Origin of the sequence: Streptomyces albicerus (assembly GCF_008905045.1) — a bacterium.
Classification (GTDB): domain Bacteria; phylum Actinomycetota; class Actinomycetes; order Streptomycetales; family Streptomycetaceae; genus Streptomyces; species Streptomyces albicerus.
In genome coordinates, this window is record NZ_VWMY01000030.1 from 77,026 (window position 1) to 95,624 (window position 18,599).

At 69.8% G+C, this 18,599-nt stretch carries 11 protein-coding genes and 1 pseudogene; 9 read left to right on the plus strand and 3 right to left on the minus strand.

Translation table 11 applies throughout. The features are described 5' to 3' along the window. Nucleotides 1-100: 100 nt before the first annotated feature. The gene (locus GAS53_RS26915; RefSeq protein ID WP_151480296.1) at nucleotides 101-3,781 is read left to right on the plus strand and encodes a S8 family serine peptidase; all 3,681 of its coding nucleotides are present in this window, start codon (nucleotides 101-103) and stop codon (nucleotides 3,779-3,781) included. A gap of 83 nt (nucleotides 3,782-3,864) precedes the next feature. After that, nucleotides 3,865-4,887 (plus strand): response regulator transcription factor, encoded by a 1,023-nt coding sequence (locus tag GAS53_RS26920; RefSeq protein WP_151480297.1) that lies wholly within the window; start codon nucleotides 3,865-3,867, stop codon nucleotides 4,885-4,887. A gap of 83 nt (nucleotides 4,888-4,970) precedes the next feature. Here the strand turns inward: GAS53_RS26920 and acnA are convergent, their stop codons facing one another. Next, nucleotides 4,971-7,685 (minus strand): aconitate hydratase AcnA, encoded by a 2,715-nt coding sequence (gene acnA / locus GAS53_RS26925; RefSeq protein ID WP_151480298.1) that lies wholly within the window; start codon nucleotides 7,683-7,685, stop codon nucleotides 4,971-4,973. Between the two features lie 171 nt (nucleotides 7,686-7,856). Then, nucleotides 7,857-8,807: an SMP-30/gluconolactonase/LRE family protein gene (locus GAS53_RS26930; protein WP_192583298.1), complete on the minus strand. Its 951-nt coding sequence runs from the start codon at nucleotides 8,805-8,807 to the stop codon at nucleotides 7,857-7,859. Between the two features lie 97 nt (nucleotides 8,808-8,904). Here GAS53_RS26930 and GAS53_RS26935 point away from each other — a divergent pair, with 97 nt between their 5' ends. The 4 genes from GAS53_RS26935 to GAS53_RS26950 all read left to right on the plus strand — a co-directional run bounded on the left by GAS53_RS26935 (nucleotide 8,905) and on the right by GAS53_RS26950 (nucleotide 13,353). After that, nucleotides 8,905-9,339: an Lrp/AsnC family transcriptional regulator gene (locus GAS53_RS26935; protein ID WP_151480342.1), complete on the plus strand. Its 435-nt coding sequence runs from the start codon at nucleotides 8,905-8,907 to the stop codon at nucleotides 9,337-9,339. Then, nucleotides 9,336-11,384, plus strand: coding sequence for an NAD(+) synthase (locus GAS53_RS26940; protein ID WP_151480299.1), 2,049 nt, complete (start codon nucleotides 9,336-9,338; stop codon nucleotides 11,382-11,384). Before GAS53_RS26935 ends, GAS53_RS26940 begins: the two co-directional genes overlap by 4 nt. A 172-nt stretch (nucleotides 11,385-11,556) precedes the next feature. Continuing rightward, nucleotides 11,557-11,760, plus strand: a complete 204-nt coding sequence (locus GAS53_RS26945; RefSeq protein ID WP_151480300.1) for a DUF4236 domain-containing protein — start codon at nucleotides 11,557-11,559, stop codon at nucleotides 11,758-11,760. Nucleotides 11,761-11,823: 63 nt separating this feature from the next. Further along, nucleotides 11,824-13,353 carry a helix-turn-helix domain-containing protein gene (locus GAS53_RS26950; RefSeq protein ID WP_151480301.1) on the plus strand — a complete coding sequence of 510 codons (1,530 nt, stop codon included), beginning with the start codon at nucleotides 11,824-11,826 and terminating at the stop codon, nucleotides 13,351-13,353. Nucleotides 13,354-13,415: 62 nt separating this feature from the next. Here the strand turns inward: GAS53_RS26950 and GAS53_RS26955 are convergent, their stop codons facing one another. After that, complete coding sequence (locus tag GAS53_RS26955; RefSeq protein ID WP_151480302.1) at nucleotides 13,416-14,420, minus strand: Lrp/AsnC family transcriptional regulator; 1,005 nt, start codon at nucleotides 14,418-14,420, stop codon at nucleotides 13,416-13,418. A 125-nt stretch (nucleotides 14,421-14,545) separates the two neighbouring features. Here GAS53_RS26955 and GAS53_RS26960 point away from each other — a divergent pair, with 125 nt between their 5' ends. The 3 genes and pseudogenes from GAS53_RS26960 to GAS53_RS26970 form a co-directional block, all read left to right on the plus strand. Next, nucleotides 14,546-15,865, plus strand: coding sequence for an Nramp family divalent metal transporter (locus GAS53_RS26960; RefSeq protein ID WP_151480303.1), 1,320 nt, complete (start codon nucleotides 14,546-14,548; stop codon nucleotides 15,863-15,865). Between the two features lie 26 nt (nucleotides 15,866-15,891). Beyond that, nucleotides 15,892-17,325: an amidase gene (locus tag GAS53_RS26965; RefSeq protein WP_151480304.1), complete on the plus strand. Its 1,434-nt coding sequence runs from the start codon at nucleotides 15,892-15,894 to the stop codon at nucleotides 17,323-17,325. Further along, nucleotides 17,265-18,566: pseudogene (locus GAS53_RS26970) on the plus strand (NAD(P)/FAD-dependent oxidoreductase); the annotation flags it as partial. The gene GAS53_RS26965 and the pseudogene GAS53_RS26970, both read left to right, overlap by 61 nt. Nucleotides 18,567-18,599: the final 33 nt, after the last annotated feature.

Sequence of the window (18,599 nt, forward strand, 5' to 3'; positions counted from 1 at the left end):
AGGATTCCCTTGAGTCGCTTTCCACCCAGCGCTCACTCTGATCACTGGCTCCCGCTCACCAGGACGGGAGCGTTCAGCGTTCAGGGGAGGAAGTCCACCCATGCGAAGACTCCACGCCCTCTGGGCCGTGGCAGCCTCGGCCGGTCTGCTCGCGGGGGCCGTCACGCCCTCGGCGGCCGATCCCACGTCCCCGGTCACCCCGCTGGGCAACAAGCCCGGCACCACGACCACGCAGACCGTCACCCTCATCACCGGTGACACGGTCACCCTCACCACCGCCGCCTACGGCAAGTCCGCCGTCGACGTCCGGCGCGGCAAGGGCCGCGCGTCCGCCACCTTCCTGTCGAGCGAGCAGAAGGGCGAGGTCAGCGTCGTACCGGACGACGCGGTCCCGCTGCTTCAGGCGGGCCGTCTCGACCCGGCCCTGTTCAACGTCACCCAGCTCGTCAAGCAGGGGTACGCGGACTCGAAGACCGGCGCCATCCCGCTGATCGCCACCTATCGTCAGGGGAACACGCCCCCCGAAGGCGCGCGCAGGACGCTGTCCCTGCCCGGCATCGACGGTGCCGCGCTCACCGCGAAGAAGTCGACCGCCGAGAAGTTCTGGGCGGACATCGCGCCCGACGCCGAGAAGACGGCTGCCGAGCCCACGGCCAAGGCGGCCAGGCAGCTCGAAGGCGGCCTCGACAAGCTCTGGCTGGACGCCAAGGTCAAGGCGTCCCTCGACGTCAGCGTCCCGCAGATCGGCGCACCCGAGGTGTGGCAGGCGGGCTACGACGGCAAGGGCGTCAAGGTCGCCGTCCTGGACACGGGTGTGGACGCCGGACACCCGGACCTCGCGGGGAAGATCGGGGAATCGAAGACGTTCGTGCCCGATCAGGCGGTGCAGGACGGCCATGGCCACGGCACGCATGTCGCGTCCACGATCGCCGGCTCGGGCGCTGCCTCCGACGGCAAGCGCAAGGGTGTGGCGCCGGGCGCGGAGCTGATGGTCGGCAAGGTCCTCAACAACGCGGGCTCCGGCCAGTCGTCGTGGATCATCGCCGGCATGGAGTGGGCGGCGGAGTCCGGCGCGGACATCGTCTCCATGTCCCTCGGCGGTACGGCCTCGGGCCCCTCGGACCCGCTGAGCGAGACGGTGGACGAGCTGTCCGCGTCGACGGGCGCCCTCTTCGTGATCGCCTCGGGTAACTCGGGCCCGCGGGAGCAGACCGTCGGTACGCCGGGCATCGCCGACTCGGCCCTCACGGTCGGCGCGGTCGACAAGTCCGACAAGCTGGCCTCGTTCTCGAGTCGTGGCCCACGCCCCGGCGACTTCGCGGTCAAGCCGGAGATCACCGCGCCCGGTGTGAGCATCACGGCGGCCCGCGCCTCCGGTACCTCCATGGGCACACCGCTCGACGACAACTACACGGCGGCCAACGGCACTTCGATGGCGACCCCGCACGTGGCGGGCGCGGCGGCGCTGGTCGCGCAGGCCCATCCGGACTGGACGGGCGAGCAGGTCAAGCAGGCACTGGCCAGTACCGCGAAGACGAACGCCGACAACTCCGTGTTCGAGCAGGGAGACGGCCGCGTCGACGCCGTGCGGGCGGTCGCCCAGAACGTCTTCGCCACCTCGGCGCTGAGCTTCGGCAAGTACGAGGACGGCGACACGGAGGTCGACAGCAAGGACATCACCTACACCAACACCACTGACACGCCAGTGGAGTTGAAGCTCTCGTCGTCCCTCGCCGACGTCACCCTGGGGGCCGGCACCGTGACCGTGCCCGCGAAGAGCACCGCAACGGTCCCGGTCAGCGTCGACCCGGCGAAGGCGACCCAGGGCCGGTACGCGGGCCACATCACGGCGACCGCCGACGGCATCCTGGTCACGACGGGTGTCGGCTTCGAGAAGGCGCCGAAGACGTACGACCTGAAGATCTCCCTCTTGGGCCGCGACGGCAAGCCGACCACCCGCGCGTCGCTCTACACGTTGCAGGAGCTGAACGGCGCCTACGCCAACGAGTACGGCTACATCGGCGACACCGGGACCTGGGAGGTCCCAGCCGGTACGTACTCCATGGTCACCTGGATCGCCGACGCAGACGCAGGCGGCGTGGCCGTCGGCACGTCGGTCGTCGGCAATCCCGAGATCAAGGTCGACGGGGACACCCAGGTCACGCTCGACGCCCGCAAGGCGGTGGAGATCAAGCCGAAGACCAAGGAGGACTCCGAGTTCCAGGGCTTCAGCACCTCGTGGCACCGCGAAGGGCCGGGCAGCTCCTGGGGGTTGACGTACAGCCAGGGCTTCTGGACCGACCACGTGTATGTGGCGCCGACCGAGAAGGTCACCGAGGGATCCCTGGAGTTCTACGCCAAGTTCCGTCTGTACGCGAAGGAGTTGACGGCGAGCGTCACCACTCCCGAGAAGTACGCGCTGCCGCTCGACTACACGCAGACGTACAACGGCTTCCCGGTGAAGTTCACGGGTGACCGGAAGGTGCAGGCGGTGGACGCGGGCGCCGGTACCGCGGCCGACTTCAAGGGGCTCGACGTCAAGGGCAAGGCGGCGGTGGTCGGAGTCGCCGCCGACACGTGGGGGCCGGACGAGGCAATGGCCAACGCGACCGAGGCGGGGGCGAGTTATCTGATCGCGTACCGTAAGAAGGCCGGCCACTGGATCACGGCCGTGGACAGGGCGACGACGATGCCGGTGGTGATCGCCACCGGCGAGAACGGCGAGAAGCTCACCACCCTGCTGAAGAGCGGCAAGAAGGTCACGCTCAAGCTGGGCGGCACAGAGGTCAGCCCGTACGTCTACAACGTGACCCTTCCGCAGTCCGGAGCGATCTCGCCGGACCAGACGTACACCCTGGACCGCTCCACCACAGCGAAGGTGAAGAGCCGTTACCACGCGGGCAGGGCGGGCGAGATGGGGGCCGACACCGTCTACACATACCGCCCATGGCAGCTGTACGCGATCGAGACCAGCGACTACATGCAACTCGGCCGGGAACGCACCGAGTACTTCAACGTGAGCCCCGACACCCGTGTCTGGCACACCGTCTATCCGTCCTGGGAGGCGAACGGGGGCCAGTGGAACACCCTGCGGACCTACGGCAAGGCGGGCACCCGGCCGAGCGAGGACTGGCTGCGCCAGGTCGTACGCCCGGCGACGAGCACCGAGTACGGCCTCTCGGAGCGCACCGGCGTCAAACTCACCGTCTACGTACCGGAGTTGAGCGACGCGACGCCCGGGCACTACGGGTACGTCAGAGACGTCAACGACACCGCGCAGGGCAAGCTCTACGCGGACGGCCGGCTGGTCGGCGACTCGACGGTCGGCGGATACGGCGTCTTCGACGTCCCGGCGGCGAAGGCCTCGTACCGCTTCGTGCTCGACACCCAGCGCAAGGCCGGCTGGACGCCGTTCTCGACGAACACTCACACCGAATGGTCCTTTGCCTCGGCGCACACCGATGAGGAGACGGCGCTGCCCCTGCTCTCCGTCGACTATGACCTGGACGGGCTCGACCTCCTCAACCGAGCTGAAACCAAGCGGAAGTTGGAGCTCGGACTCTCCATCCGGGATCAGGAGGGGAGCGTCAAGGCCAAGGCCCTCAAGGCCTGGGTCTCGTACGACGACGGCGGTTCCTGGAAGGAGGCGAAGGTCCGGCACGGCGAGACCGAGATCAAGCACCCGAAGGGCGCGGAGTTCGTGTCGCTGCGCGTACAGGCCTCCGACGGTGCCGGAAACCAGGTCGATCAGACCGTGCTGCGGGCGTACGGCCTGAAGTAGTGGCCTGAGGTGATGGCCTGAAGTAGGAGCGCCGCCAAAAGCGGTGCGGCGGCCTTAACAAAGATCCTCTAGCGTGCCGAGCCATGGTGAACACGGCATACGACTCGGCACTCAGACGGAGCCCCGCACCCAGACAGACCCCCGCCGCGAGCCCCTGGGCCGCGGTGGGGGTCTCCGCCTTCGACGAGCTGCTGTACCAGGCAATTCTCCATCAGCCCGATGCGGGGGCGGCCGGCTGGGCACGGCTCACCGACGCGTCCCCGGCCCGGGTGCGCGAGGCCTGCGAGCGGCTGCTCACGCTCGGTCTGCTCCAACCGCCCGATTCCACCGGCGGGTTACGGGCCGTGGATCCGCGGGTGGCGATCCGCGCCCTGATCCGGCGGCGCGAGACCGAGTCCGAACTGCTCGCCGCCACCGCCGACGAGATGGCCACGGCCTACGAGGCGGGGCTGCTGCGCGAGGAACCGTCGCGCCTGCTCGACGTCGTGTCGGGCGAGGGCGCCAACGCCGCGCGCCTGGAGGAGCTGTACGCGCGCGCCGAGCGCGAGGTGTGCGTCTTCGACACTCCCCCGTATCTCGCCCCGCGCACCCCGCAGTTGGACCTCCAGGCGGATCTGCTGAGCCGCGGCGTCGTCTACCGCACGGTGTACGCGGCCACCGCCCTGGAGGACCCGGACGTGCTGTACCACGCCTGGAAGATGGTCGAACTCGGCGAGCAGGCCCGGGTGTTGCCCACCGTGCCGGTCAAACTGCTGGTGGTCGACGGCCGCACGGCGATGCTGCCCCTGACCGCGTCGGCCGCGGGCGGCTACTGTGCCGTCGTCGTACGGCACTCGGCGGTGACCGAGGCGCTGCAGAAGCTCTTCGAGCTGGCCTGGCAGCAGGCGACGCCCCTCGGTCAGCCGGTCACCGACGGTGAACTCACCGAGGGAGAGCGGGCGTTGACGCGGCTTCTCGCCGCCGGGATGAAGGACGAGGCGGTGGCCCGGCACCTCGGTGTGAGCCTGCGGACGCTGCGTCGGCGGGTGAGCGATCTGCAGGAGCGGCTGGGCGCGGCGAGCCGTTTCCAGCTGGGGGTACGGGCGGCGCAGCGCGGCTGGGTGTGACGGTATGACGCGAAGGGCCGCACCCTGAGTCCTACCAGAGATGCGGCCCCTCAACTGCCGTACCGGATCGCTTACTTGATCCCTTACTTTCGGATCAGGCTGCGCAGCACGTACTGCATGATGCCGCCGTTGCGGTAGTAGTCCGCCTCGCCGGGGGTGTCGATGCGGACGACCGCGTCGAACTCGACGCCGGTGTCGGTGGTGACCTTCACCGTGCGCGGCGTGGTGCCGTTGTTCAGCTCCTCGACGCCGGTGAAGGAGAACGTCTCCTCGCCGGTCAGACCGAGGGACTCGGCGGACTGGCCCTCCGGGTACTGCAGCGGCAGCACGCCCATGCCGATGAGGTTCGAGCGGTGGATGCGCTCGTACGACTCGGCGATGACGGCCTTGACGCCGAGCAGCGCGGTGCCCTTGGCGGCCCAGTCGCGGGACGAGCCGGAGCCGTACTCCTTGCCGGCCAGGATGGCCAGCGGGACGCCCTGCTCGATGTAGTTGCGCGAGGCGTCGTAGATGAACGACACCGGCGCGTCCGGCTGGGTGAAGTCGCGGGTGTAGCCGCCCTCCGTGCCCGGCGCGATCTGGTTGCGCAGGCGGATGTTTGCGAACGTGCCGCGGATCATGACCTCGTGGTTGCCGCGGCGCGAGCCGTAGCTGTTGAAGTCACGACGCTCCACACCGTGCTCGGTGAGGTACTTGCCGGCCGGGGTGTCGGCCTTGATCGCACCGGCGGGCGAGATGTGGTCCGTCGTCACCGAGTCGCCCAGCTTGGCCAGCACGCGCGCGCCCGCGATGTCGGAGACCGGGGTGGTCTCCATCGTCATGCCCTCGAAGTACGGGGGCTTGCGGACGTACGTGGACTGCGGGTCCCACTCGAAGGTGTTGCCGGTCGGGATCGACAGCGCCTGCCACTGGGCGTCGCCCGCGAAGACGTCCTGGTAGGACTTGTTGAACATGTCCTCGCCGATGGCGTTCGCCACGACGTCGTTGACCTCGGCCTCGGTCGGCCAGATGTCGTCGAGGTAGACCGGCTTGCCGTCCTGGTCGGTGCCCAGCGCGTCCTTGGTGATGTCCACCTTCATGGAGCCCGCGATGGCGTATGCGACGACCAGCGGCGGGGAGGCCAGGTAGTTCATCTTGACGTCGGGGTTGATCCGGCCCTCGAAGTTGCGGTTGCCGGAGAGCACCGAAGTGACGGCCAGGTCGTGCTCGTTGACCGCCTTGGAGACCTCCTCCGGCAGCGGTCCTGAGTTGCCGATGCAGGTGGTGCAGCCGTAGCCGACGAGGTTGAAGCCGACCTTGTCGAGGTAGGGGGTGAGCCCCGCCTTGTCGAAGTAGTCGGTGACGACCTTGGAGCCCGGGGCGAGCGTGGTCTTGACCCACGGCTTGCGGGTCAGGCCCTTCTCCACGGCCTTCTTCGCGACGAGCGCGGCGGCGACCATGACGTACGGGTTCGAGGTGTTGGTGCAGGAGGTGATCGCGGCGACGGTGACGGCGCCGTGGTCGATCTCGTAGGTCGAGCCGTCGGGGGCCGTGACCGTGGTCAGGCGGGTCGGTACGCCGTTGCTGGTGGCCGGGGCGTCGGAGGCCGGGAAGGACTCCTCGCCCGCCTCGTCGGCGGTGTCCACGTAGTTGCGGACGTCCTGCGCGAACTGCTGCTTGGCGTTGGCGAGGATGATCCGGTCCTGCGGGCGCTTCGGGCCTGCGATCGACGGGACGACCGTCGACAGGTCCAGTTCCAGCTTCTCGGAGAAGTCGGGCTCGGCGGCCGGGTCGAGCCAGAGGCCCTGCGCCTTGGCGTACGCCTCGACGAGCGCGAGCTGCTGCTCGCTGCGGCCCGTGAGCTTCAGGTACTTGATGGTCTCGCCGTCGATCGGGAAGATCGCGGCGGTGGAGCCGAACTCCGGCGACATGTTGCCGATGGTGGCGCGGTTCGCGAGGGAGGTGGCGGAGACGCCCTCACCGTAGAACTCGACGAACTTGCCGACGACACCGTGCTTGCGGAGCATCTCGGTGATGGTCAGCACGAGGTCGGTGGCGGTGGTGCCGGGCTTCAGCTCGCCGGTCAGCTTGAAGCCGACGACGCGCGGGATGAGCATCGAGACCGGCTGGCCGAGCATCGCGGCCTCGGCCTCGATACCGCCGACGCCCCAGCCGAGCACACCGAGGCCGTTGACCATGGTGGTGTGCGAGTCGGTGCCGACGAGGGTGTCCGGGTAGGCCTGCCCGTTACGGACCATGACGGTCCGCGCGAGGTGCTCGATGTTCACCTGGTGGACGATGCCGGTGCCCGGCGGGACGACCTTGAACTCGTCGAAGGCGGTCTGGCCCCAGCGCAGGAACTGGTAGCGCTCCTTGTTGCGGCCGTACTCCAGCTCGACGTTCTGCGCGAAGGCCTCGTTGGTGCCGAACTTGTCGGCGATGACGGAGTGGTCGATGACCAGCTCGGCCGGGGCGAGGGGGTTGATCTTCGCCGCGTCGCCGCCCAGCTCCTTCACGGCCTCACGCATGGTGGCGAGGTCCACGACGCAGGGCACGCCGGTGAAGTCCTGCATGATCACGCGGGCCGGCGTGAACTGGATCTCCTGGCTGGGCTGGGCCTGCGAGTCCCAGCCGCCAAGGGCACGGATGTGGTCGGCGGTGATGTTCGCGCCGTCCTCGGTACGGAGCAGGTTCTCCAGCAGGACCTTGAGGCTGTACGGAAGGCGGGCCGAGCCTTCCACCTTGTCCAGCCGGAAGATCTCGTACGACTCGTCGCCCACGCTGAGCGTGCTACGGGCGTCGAAGCTGTTCGCCGACACGACAGTCTCCTTCATTCATGTGCGCGTACCACCGCATCCTGCCGCCACGCCCTCTTGGCCGATCCGCTAAGGTCAGGCTAAGTTAGGTAACCCTTACCGATCGGGCGGCTGCGGCACGCCTCGGCAGATATCTCGATGTCGAGATAACTCTAGTACATGGGGCCGGGTTGGTCATGCCCGGCCTCCTCGCCCTGCTCCAGTGAAGGCCGACACCCGGGGCAGTCCCGTCACGGACATCACGAGCGAGTAGAGCGAGGTCGTCGCCGTGATGAACAGCCGGTTGTTCTTCGGACCGCCGAAGGCGATGTTGGAGACCGGCTCGGGCACGTGCAGTCTTCCGATGAGGGCGCCATCGGGGTCGTAGCAGTGCACACCGTCGTCGAACGCTGCGGCCCACAGCCGCCCCGCGTCGTCGAGACGGATGTTGTCGAAGCCGCCGTCGGTGCGCTCGGCGAACACCCTGCCTTTCGAGAGGGTGCGGTCCTCACGCACGTCGAAGACGCGGATCTGCGCGGCTCGCGTGTCGGCGACGTACAGCTGCTTCTCGTCCGGCGAGAAGACCAGGCCGTTCGGTCCGCCGAATCCGTCCGCGACCCGGTGGACCCCGCCCGTCACGGGGTCGATCCGATAGACGTCGCAGGTGCCGATCTCACTCTCGGCACGGTGTCCCTCGTAGTCGCTGATGATCCCGAAGTCCGGGTCCGTGAACCAGACGGAGCCGTCGGAGCCCACGACCGCGTCGTTCGGGCTGTTGAGGCGCTTGCCCTCGAAGCGGTCGGCGAGCACGGTGACGCGGCCGTCGTGCTCGGTGCGGGTGACCCGGCGGTTGCCCTGCTCGCAGCTCACCAGCCGGCCCTCGCGGTCGAGCGTGTTGCCGTTGACGTATCCGGCCGGGGAGCGGAAGACCCCGGTCACGCCCGTCGCCTCGTCCCAGCGCAGCAGGCGGTCGTTGGGAATGTCGCTCCAGATCAGCTGCCGCCAGGCGGGCAGATAGAGCGGCCCCTCGGCCCAGCGGCAGTCGGAGTGCAGCCGCTCGAGCCGTGCGTCGCCGTTGGCGCACCCGCCGGTGCGAAAGCGCTCGTCCAGAACCTCGTACAGGTTGTTGAGCATCTCGCCGGACATCGTCAACATCTCCCCGAGTTCAGTTGAATGTCATTCGCGGTGATCATAATATGCCCGAACCAGATATGGTGAAGGCATGGGGATGGTCAAGGGGATCGTGGACGACATCGACAGGGCGCTGATCGCGGAGCTCCAGCGCGACGCCACACGGGCCTACGCGGCACTGGGCAAGGCGGTCGGCCTGTCGGCAGGCGCGGCTCATGACCGCGTACGTAAACTCCGTGAACGCGGTGTCATCCGCCGCACGACCGTGGATGTCGACCCGGCCGCTCTCGGACGGGGCGTACTCGCCTTCGTCATGGTCGACTCGTCGGCCTGGATGGGCGGCGCGGCCGAATCCTTCGCCGCCGTCCCCGAGATTCAGGAAGCCCACGTCATCGCCGGCACTGCCGCCGTCCTCGTCAAGGTGCGCACGGCCACCACGGAGCAGTTGCAGGACGTCCTGCGGCGGCTGTACGCGATCGAGGGCGTGAGCGGGACGCAGGCGACGATAGTGCTGGAGACGTTCTTCGAAAGGCCGGTCTGCGCGTGAATTTCTGGTCGATCTATCAGCACGGCTTCGCGCGGGTCGCCGCGTGCACCGGCCATGCCGCCATCGCCGAGCCGTGCGCCAACGCCGAGGCGGTCCTGAGGCAGGGCCGCCGATGCGCGCAGGAGGGGGTCGCCGTCGCCGTGTTCCCCGAGCTCTGCCTGTCCGGCTACTCGATCGAGGACCTGCTGCTGCAGGACGCGTTGCTCGACGAGGTCGAGGCGGCGCTCCAGACCGTGGTGGCCGGGTCGGCGGAGCTGCTCCCGGTGCTCGTCGTCGGTGCCCCGCTGCGCCACCGCCATCGGATCTACAACTGCGCGGTCGTCGTGCACCGAGGGCGGATCCTCGGTGTCGCGCCCAAGTCCTACCTGCCGAACTACCGCGAGTTCTACGAGCGGCGGCAGATCGCCGCGGGCGACGACGAGCGCGGCGGGACGATCCGGGTCGGCGGTGCGACCGTGCCGTTCGGCACGGATCTGCTCTTCGAGGCGGAGGACGTCCCCGGCCTGGTGCTGCACGCGGAGATCTGCGAGGACATGTGGGTGCCGGTGCCCCCGAGCGCGGAGGCGGCGCTGGCCGGGGCGACCGTTCTCGTCAACCTCTCGGGCAGCCCGATCACGGTCGGGCGGGCCGAGGACCGGCGGCTGCTGTGCCGCTCGGCGTCCGCGCGCTGCCTTGCAGCCTACGTCTACGCGGCGGCCGGACTGGGCGAGTCGTCCACCGACCTGTCCTGGGACGGCCAGACCATGATCTACGAGAACGGCGTCCTGCTGGCCGAGACCGATCGTTTCCCGCAGGGCGACCAGTACGCGGTGGCCGACCTCGACCTCGACCTGCTGCGGCAGGAGCGGCAGCGGACGGGCACGTTCGACGACAACCGCCGTACCCACACCGCGCGTACGGGCGGCTTCAGGCAGGTGTCGTTCCGGCTCGATCCGCCCGCGACCGACCTCGGGCTGCGTCGCCGGATCGAGCGGTTCCCGTTCGTGCCGGCCGATCCCGATCGCCTCGCCCAGGACTGTTACGAGGCCTACAACATCCAGGTCTCGGCTCTGCAGCAGCGGCTGGCGGCGATCGGCGGCCCGAAGGTCGTCATCGGAGTGTCGGGAGGCCTCGACTCCACGCATGCGCTGATCGTCGCCGCCCGGGCCATGGACCGCGCGGGCCGGCCCCGCAGCGACATCCTGGCCTTCACGCTGCCCGGTTTCGCGACTGGCGAGCACACGAAGGGCAACGCCCACAAGCTGATGCGGGCGCTCGGCGTCACCGCGGCCGAACTGGACATCACGCCCACCGCCCGGCTCATGCTCAAGGAGATCGGTCACCCCTTCTCGTCCGGTGAACCGGTGTACGACGTGACCTTCGAGAACGTGCAGGCCGGGCTGCGCACCGACTACCTGTTCCGGCTGGCCAACCAGCGCGGGGGCATCGTGCTCGGCACCGGCGACCTGTCCGAGCTGGCGCTCGGCTGGTGCACGTACGGCGTCGGCGACCAGATGAGCCACTACAACGTCAACTCCGGCGTGCCGAAGACGCTCATCCAGCACCTCGTCCGATGGGTCATCAGCAGCGGCCAGTTCGAGGAGGAAGCCAACGAGACGCTGGCCGCGATCCTCGACACGGAGATCAGCCCGGAGCTCGTGCCGGGCGAGGAACTGCAGTCCACCGAGTCCAGGATCGGCCCGTACGCGCTGCACGACTTCACCCTCTTCCACATCCTGCGCCACGGCTTCCGGCCGTCGAAGATCGGTTTTCTGGCCTGGCACGCCTGGCACGACCGGGACGCCGGCGCGTGGCCGCCGGGGTTCCCCGAGGCCAAGCGGACGGCGTACGAGCTGCCGGAGATCCGGCACTGGCTGGAGACGTTCTGTCGCCGCTTCTTCGGGTTCGCGCAGTTCAAGCGCTCGGCGATGCCGAACGGGCCGAAGGTCCTGGCCGGTGGTTCGCTTTCGCCTCGCGGCGACTGGCGCGCGCCGTCCGACAGTACGGCGGAGACCTGGCTGAGGGACCTCGCCCGCTGGGACGGGAACACGGACCGCCTCAAGTGACTCGAACCCCCTCAAGTCACTCGAACCACCTCAAGTGACTCGACCCCCCCTCAACTGACTCGGACTTCCGCAACTGCCGTGAGCGAGAGGGGAGATGCGGTGCCTCGCGTCCGCGCGTTCGGCGTACCGACCGGCATTCGGGGTACCCGGCGGCGGACGAAAGGAGGCACGTATGCCCCTCACATTCCGCAAGAGCTTCCGGATCCTGCCGGGGGTGCGGCTGAACATCAACCGGCGATCGTGGTCCTTCACCACGGGCGGCCGGCACGGTCCGCGGCGCACGCACAGCAGCACGGGGCGCCGGACCACCTCGATGGATCTGCCGGGTCCCTTCGGCTGGCGGCGGACCAGCAGCAAGCGCCCCAAACGTCGCTGAGGGACCGTCACTCTCCCGGACCCCCCGAGATGCCCCATCTCATATGTGAGATAACCTGCCGCCATGGCAGACGACTACCTCGTACGCATCGGCAAGCTCATCCGTGACGCCCGTCAGCACCGGGGATGGACACAGACGCAGCTGGCCGAGGCGCTCGGCACCAGTCAGAGTGCGGTGAACCGCATCGAACGCGGAAACCAAAACATCAGCCTTGAGATGATCGCCCGAATCGGTGAAGCCCTGGACAGTGAGATCGTCTCGCTCGGCTATGCGGGTCCGATGCATCTTCGGGTGGTCGGCGGCCGTCGGCTCTCCGGCTCCATCGACGTGAAGACCAGCAAGAACGCGTGCGTGGCGCTGCTCTGCGCGACGCTCCTGAACAGGGGTCGCACCGTGCTGCGCCGCGTCGCCCGCATCGAGGAGGTGTACCGCCTTCTGGAGGTGCTCGGCTCCATCGGCGTACGCACCCGGTGGATCAACGGCGGCGTGGACCTGGAGATCGTGCCGCCGGCCGAGCTGGAGATGACGTCGATCGACGCGGCGGCAGCCCGCCGTACGCGCTCGATCATCATGTTCCTCGGCCCCCTGCTGCACCGGATGGACAGCTTCAAGCTGCCGTACGCGGGCGGTTGCGACCTGGGTACGCGGACGATCGAGCCGCACATGATCGCGCTGCGCCGGTTCGGCCTTGACATCACGGCCACCGAGGGTCTGTACCACGCACGGGTGGACCGCGAGGTGACCCCGGGCCGTCCCATCGTGCTGACCGAGCGCGGCGACACGGTGACCGAGAACGCGCTGCTGGCCGCCGCGCGCCACGACGGCACGACCGTCATCCGCAACGCCTCGTCCAACTACATGGTCCAGGACCTGTGCTTCTTCCTTGAGGCGCTGGGCGTTCGGGTCGAGGGCATCGGCACCACGACGCTCACCGTGCACGGCGTGCCGAACATCGACGTCGACGTGGACTACTCGCCGTCCGAGGACCCGGTCGAGGCGATGAGCCTGCTGGCCGCCGCGGTCGTCACCGAGTCCGAGCTGACCGTGCGCCGCGTGCCGATCGAGTTCCTGGAGATCGAGCTCGCGGTCCTGGAGGAGATGGGCCTCGACCACGACCGCACCCCCGAGTACTTCGCGGACAACGGCCGTACGCGCCTGGTGGACCTGACCGTCCGGCCCTCCAAGCTGGAGGCGCCGATCGACAAGATCCACCCGATGCCGTTCCCGGGTCTGAACATCGACAACGTCCCGTTCTTCGCGGCCATCGCCGCCTCCGCGCAGGGCAAGACACTGATCCACGACTGGGTCTACGACAACCGCGCGATCTACCTCACCGACCTCAACCGCCTCGGCGGACGCCTCCAACTCCTCGACCCGCACCGAGTGTTGGTCGAGGGCCCGACCCGCTGGCGCGCCGCCGAGATGATGTGCCCGCCCGCGCTGCGGCCGGCCGTGGTCGTCCTGCTGGCGATGATGGCGGCCGAGGGCACGTCCGTGCTGCGGAACGTGTACGTCATCAACCGGGGGTACGAGGATCTGGCGGAGCGGCTCAACTCCGTCGGGGCACAGATCGAGACCTTCCGGGACATCTGAGGCGTACGAGCGGGGTCCGTGCTCGCCGCGGTCTCCTCCAGGGCGGCCCGGCACGAACGCCGTCACCGCGGCCGACGCACGAGCATCCCGCCGCGCTTCAGCGAACTGAGGACGAGCGAGGTGTCCACGGACGTCACGTCCCGCAGCCAGGGAGCCCGGGTGACGAAGTCGTACAGGGCCTGCTCGCTGGGCAGTGCCGCCAGCACCAGGATCTGATGCTCTCCGGTGACGAAACTGGCGTACCGGACATGGACGTTGTCCGCCAGCGCCGCCGCCACCGCCTCGGCCTGCGCCGGAGCGCTGCGCACCCGGAGCACGGCCTCGACCGGCAGTCCGAGCAGGGCCGGCTCGATCACGGCACGGATGCGTACCCTGCCGCCTTGGCGCAGCGCGGCCAGGCGCCGCCGCGCGGTGGCCTCCGACACTCCGGCGACGCGGCCGAGTTCCTCGTAGGTGCACCGCCCGTCCTCGGCCAGCGCGTTCAGCAACAGGCGGTCCGGGCGGGAGAGTTCGTGTGCCACGTCACCGGGCGGCATCACGTCGCCATCGGACGCCGGTGACGGCGCGGGCGCCTCGGACGGGCCCGCAAGGGCGGCGATCTCGTCGTCGGTGAGCAGACCGGAGTGCCACTCGCGGATCGTACGGATGTGGCGCAGCACCGGCAGGGTGTACGTCTCCACCATGCCCGGCAGGCCCGGCAGTTCGTCCATCACCAGGCTCGCCAGATCTTCCCGGGGGCAGAGCAACTCCGCGACGCAGTCCGGGGATCCGGTCAGCACATGGGTGAAGACGCAGTCGGACCGGCGGGCCAGCGCGCTCGCGGCCATCCGTGCCTGCCCCGGGGCGCAGCGCACCCCGACCACCGTGCTGCGGCCGTACAGGGCCATGGCCCCGATCCGCACGAGACCGGAGTCCAGCAACCGTGTTCCCCGGCGGACGACGGTGCGTTCGGCCTCGCCGAGTGCCGTCGCGATGCGATGCCATGAGGCCCGGCCGTCTATCTGCAGGGCGCTGATGATGCGCCGGTCCAGCGAATCCGCCACGGGACCGGTCTGCCGTGCGTTCATCGCACCAAGTCTATGGCCGATTCCGTCACTTCGGCCGAGATTCTTGTTCCCTTCCGTCAGCGTGCCCGAGCCTGCACGACATGAGCCGCACGAACCGATGACTCCCGCTCTCACGCCATACGGAGATGATCGACGTGGCCGCGACACCAGGAACGACACGGGCAACTTCCCTTGGGCACCAGGCGGTTGAACCCGAGCAGGCCCCCGCCACCAGGCGAGGCCGGCTGGCCCTGCTGGGCCCCGGCCTGGTGCTGGCGGCCGCGAGCGTCGGTGCCGGGGACATGGTGACGTCCCTCGCGGGCGCCTCCGGGTACGGGATGGCGCTGCTGTGGGCGATCCTCATCGGCGTCGTCCTGAAGTTCGCGCTCACGGAGGCGGTGGGACGGCTGTACCTGGCGACCGGCCAGACCGTGATCGCGAGCCTGCGGTCGGTCGGGCGCTGGCTGCCCGCGGCGTTCTTCGTGTTCGTGCTGGTCATCGGGCTGCTCTACGGGGCGGCGCTCGGCTCGGTCGCTTCGCTCGCGCTGTCCACGCTGTTCCCCGCCCTGCCGCTGCGTCCGCTGGCCATCGCGATCGCGTTGGCGTCCGCCGCGATCGTGTACGTCGGCCGCTATGCGCTCTTCGAGCGGGTGATGAGCGGCTTCATGCTCGTCAAGTTCCTCGGCATGGTCGCCCTGGCGATCGCCACGCTCGCCACCACCGACGATCTGCCGGGTCTGTTCTCCTCGTTGCGCCCGAGGCTGCCGGAGGGGGACGTGGTGACCGTGCTCGCCCTCATCGGCGGGGTGGGCGGCACGGCCGGGATCGCCTCGTACAGCTACTGGGTGAGGGAGAAGCGCTGGCAGCACCGGAGCTGGCTGCCCGTCATGCGAGCGGACTCCGCGGTCAGTTACACCGTCACCTTCCTCTTCGTGCTGTGCACCACCGTCGTGGGGACGGGTCTGCTGTACGGCACCGGCGAGACCATCAGCGGCAACGACGGGCTTGCCGCGCTCGCCGACCCGCTCGGCGCGGACCTCGGGTCGGCGGCCCGCGTCCTGTTCCTGGGGACCTTCTTCTTCGTGACGCTGAGCGCGCTCGTCGGCGGGTTCAACGCCCTCTGCTACCTGTTGGCGGACTCCCTGCGGAACCTGCGCGGCATTCCGGAGAGCGACGCCGAGCCCCACATGGCACAGACCAGCCGGCCCTTCCGCCTCTTCGTGCTCTATTGCGCGGCCGCGGCGGTCGCCGTCACGTTCATGGGAAAGCCGGTCGCCCTGGTGCTGACGTACGCCGCCTTCGGGTCCCTGATCCTGCCCCTGCTGTCCGGGGCGCTACTGGTGCTGCTCAACCGGCGGGGCATCGAACCCCTGTACCGGAACAAGGTCATGTCGAATGTGCTGCTGTCCGGCGCCTTCATCCTCTTCGGGGTGCTGGCCGCCGTGCAGCTCAAGGAAACGTTCTGAGAGGCGTCGCACCCGTCGTGAATCCCATGGATGAGCTCTGCTTCCGGACCGCCACCGATCTCGCGGCCGCGATCCGGCGTCGCGAGGTGTCCGCCCGCGAAGTCGTCACCGCCCACCTCGCGCAGATCGAGCGCGTCAATCCGGCGGTGAACGCCATCGTCACCCTCGTCGCCGACCAGGCACTGGAGGAGGCGGCCAAGGCCGACGCGCGGCTGGTGGCGGGCGCGGAGGTCGGCCCCCTGCACGGGCTGCCCGTCGCACACAAGGACCTCCACGACACCGCGGGCATCCGCACGACATACGGCTCGCCGATCTTCGCCGACCGTGTCCCCGACCGGGACCACCTGGTCGTCGAGCGCCTCAGGAACGCCGGGGCCATCACCATCGGCAAGACCAACGTCCCCGAACTCGGCATGGGTTCACACACCGTCAACAAGGTGTTCGGGCCCACCCGCAACCCGTACGACCTCTCCCGCAGCGCGGGTGGCAGCAGCGGCGGCGCCGGTGCCGCGCTCGCCTGCGGCATGCTGCCGATCGCCGACGGCAGTGACACCGGCGGGTCGCTGCGCAATCCCGCGTCCTTCAACAACGTCGTGGGGCTGCGCCCCTCCCCCGGCCGGGTACCGTCCTGGCCCGACAAGGCGCCGTGGGGGCAGCTGTCGGTGAAGGGGCCGATGGCCAGGACGGTGCAGGACGTCGCGCTGGGCCTGTCCGTGCTCGCGGGTCCCGACCCGCGCAGCCCGCTCGCCCTGGAGACGCCGGGCGCCGCCTTCGCGGGCCCCCTGGACGGCGATGTGCGCGGTCTGCGGGTGGCCTGGTCGGCCGACCTCGGCGGGGCCGTGCCCGTCGACGCCGAGGTACGGGCCGCGCTGGATCCGGCGGTCGAGGTGTTCGCCTCGCTGGGCTGCGCGATCGAGGAGGCCTGCCCCGACCTGTCCGGCGCCGACGAGGTCTTCCTCGTCCAGCGCGCCTGGCAGATGGAACTCGCGTACGGGACCCTGCTGGACGAGCACCGCCACCGGATGGCCTCGGACGTGGTGTGGAACATCAAGGAGGGCCGCACGCTCACCGGCCCCGATCTCGGCCGGGCCCAGCTGCTGCAGGCCGCCCTCTACCACCGCGTCCGGGAGTTCTTCGAGACGTACGACCTGCTTCTGCTGCCGGTCAGCCAGGTCGCCCCGTTCGACCTCCGGCTCCCCTACCCCGCCTCCGTGGACGGCACCCCGATGGAGACGTACCTGGACTGGATGCGCTCGGCCTACCTGATCTCCGTCACCGGTTGTCCCGCGCTGTCGGTGCCGGCCGGCTTCACCCCGGAGGGCCTGCCGGTCGGGCTGCAGGTGGTCGGCCCGCACCGGCAGGACCTGGCGGTCCTGCGGGCCGGGTACGCCTTCGAGCAGGCGACACGGACCGCCGAGCGCAGACCGCCGGTCGTCCTGAAGGACGGGGGCCGGTCATGACGCCGCCCCGCAGCGCCGTGGTGATCGGTGCGGGCATGACAGGTCTGGCGACCGCCTGGTTCCTCCAGGAAGCGGGCGTCGAGGTCACCGTCGTCGACCGCCGGCAGGTCGCGGCCGGCGCGTCCTGGGGGAACGCAGGCTGGCTCTCCCCCGCCCTCGCCGTTCCGCTGCCCGAGCCGGGCGCCCTGCGCCTGGGACTGCGCACGCTGCTGTCACCGTCCTCGCCGCTCTACATCCCGCCCCGCGCGGACCCGCGCCTGGCCCGGTTCCTGCTGTCGTTCAGCCGCAACTGCACTCACCGGCGATGGCAGGTCGCGATGAGCGCGCTGGCCCCGCTGAACCGGCGGGCGCTCGCCGCGTACGACGAACTCGCCCTGGGCGGCGTCGCCGAACCGACGCGGCCGAGCGACCCGTGCCTCATCGCCTTCACCACCGAGGCGGCCCGCGCGCCGTTCACCGCCGAGCTGGAGGCGGTGCGCGCGGCCGGTCAGAGCGTCGACTACGACCTGCTGACCGGCGCCGAGGCCCGGGCCCAGGAGCCCGCGCTCTCCGAGCGGATCAGCGCAGCCGTACGGCTGCGCGGTCAGCGTTTCCTGAACCCGGGTGCCTATGTCGAGGCGCTCGCCGGTGCGGTGCGCGAGCGGGGCGGCAAGATCGTCGAAGGGCTGAGGGTGACCCGGATACGGGACCACGGCGGCGAGGTCGCCGTCCTCGGCTCCGACGGTACGGGCCTGCGCGCCGATGTCGCCGTGCTCGCCAACGGAGCCTGGCTGAACCGGCTGGCGGGACCTTTCGGCGTACGCGCCGCCGTCCAGTCCGGCCGCGGCTACAGCTTCACCCTGCCTGCTGACGGACTGCCCACGAGGCCCACGTACTTCGCCGCACAGCGCGTGGTCTGCACACCGCTCGGTGAGCGTGTACGGGTTGCCGGAATGATGGAGTTCACCGCCCCCGACCGGCCCGCGGACCCGCGCCGCGTCCAGGCCGTCGTCGACGCGGCACGCCCCATGCTGCCCGGCGCCGACTTCAGCCGCCGTACCGACGAATGGGCGGGCCCGCGCCCCTGCACCGCGGACGGGCTGCCCCTCGTCGGTCCGACCCGCTCGCCGCGCGTGCATGTCTGCGGCGGCCACGGGATGTGGGGCATCGCCCTGGGCCCGCTGAGCGGCAAACTCCTCGCCGAATCGATCGTGACCGGGCAGAACGCCGCCGAACTCGCCCCCTTGCACCCCCTGCGCTGAAGCACCCCCACACGTGACGGCCCAGGCAGCGGG

Coding starts and splice junctions, on each gene's coding strand:
- GAS53_RS26965 (WP_151480304.1), top strand. CDS start 15,892: ATGGATGAGCTCTGCTTCCGGACCGCCACCGATCTCGCGGCCGCGATC.
- GAS53_RS26915 (WP_151480296.1), top strand. CDS start 101: ATGCGAAGACTCCACGCCCTCTGGGCCGTGGCAGCCTCGGCCGGTCTG.
- GAS53_RS26950 (WP_151480301.1), top strand. CDS start 11,824: ATGGCAGACGACTACCTCGTACGCATCGGCAAGCTCATCCGTGACGCC.
- GAS53_RS26960 (WP_151480303.1), top strand. CDS start 14,546: ATGATCGACGTGGCCGCGACACCAGGAACGACACGGGCAACTTCCCTT.
- GAS53_RS26945 (WP_151480300.1), top strand. CDS start 11,557: ATGCCCCTCACATTCCGCAAGAGCTTCCGGATCCTGCCGGGGGTGCGG.
- GAS53_RS26955 (WP_151480302.1), bottom strand. CDS start 14,420: ATGAACGCACGGCAGACCGGTCCCGTGGCGGATTCGCTGGACCGGCGC.
- GAS53_RS26930 (WP_192583298.1), bottom strand. CDS start 8,807: ATGTCCGGCGAGATGCTCAACAACCTGTACGAGGTTCTGGACGAGCGC.
- GAS53_RS26920 (WP_151480297.1), top strand. CDS start 3,865: ATGGTGAACACGGCATACGACTCGGCACTCAGACGGAGCCCCGCACCC.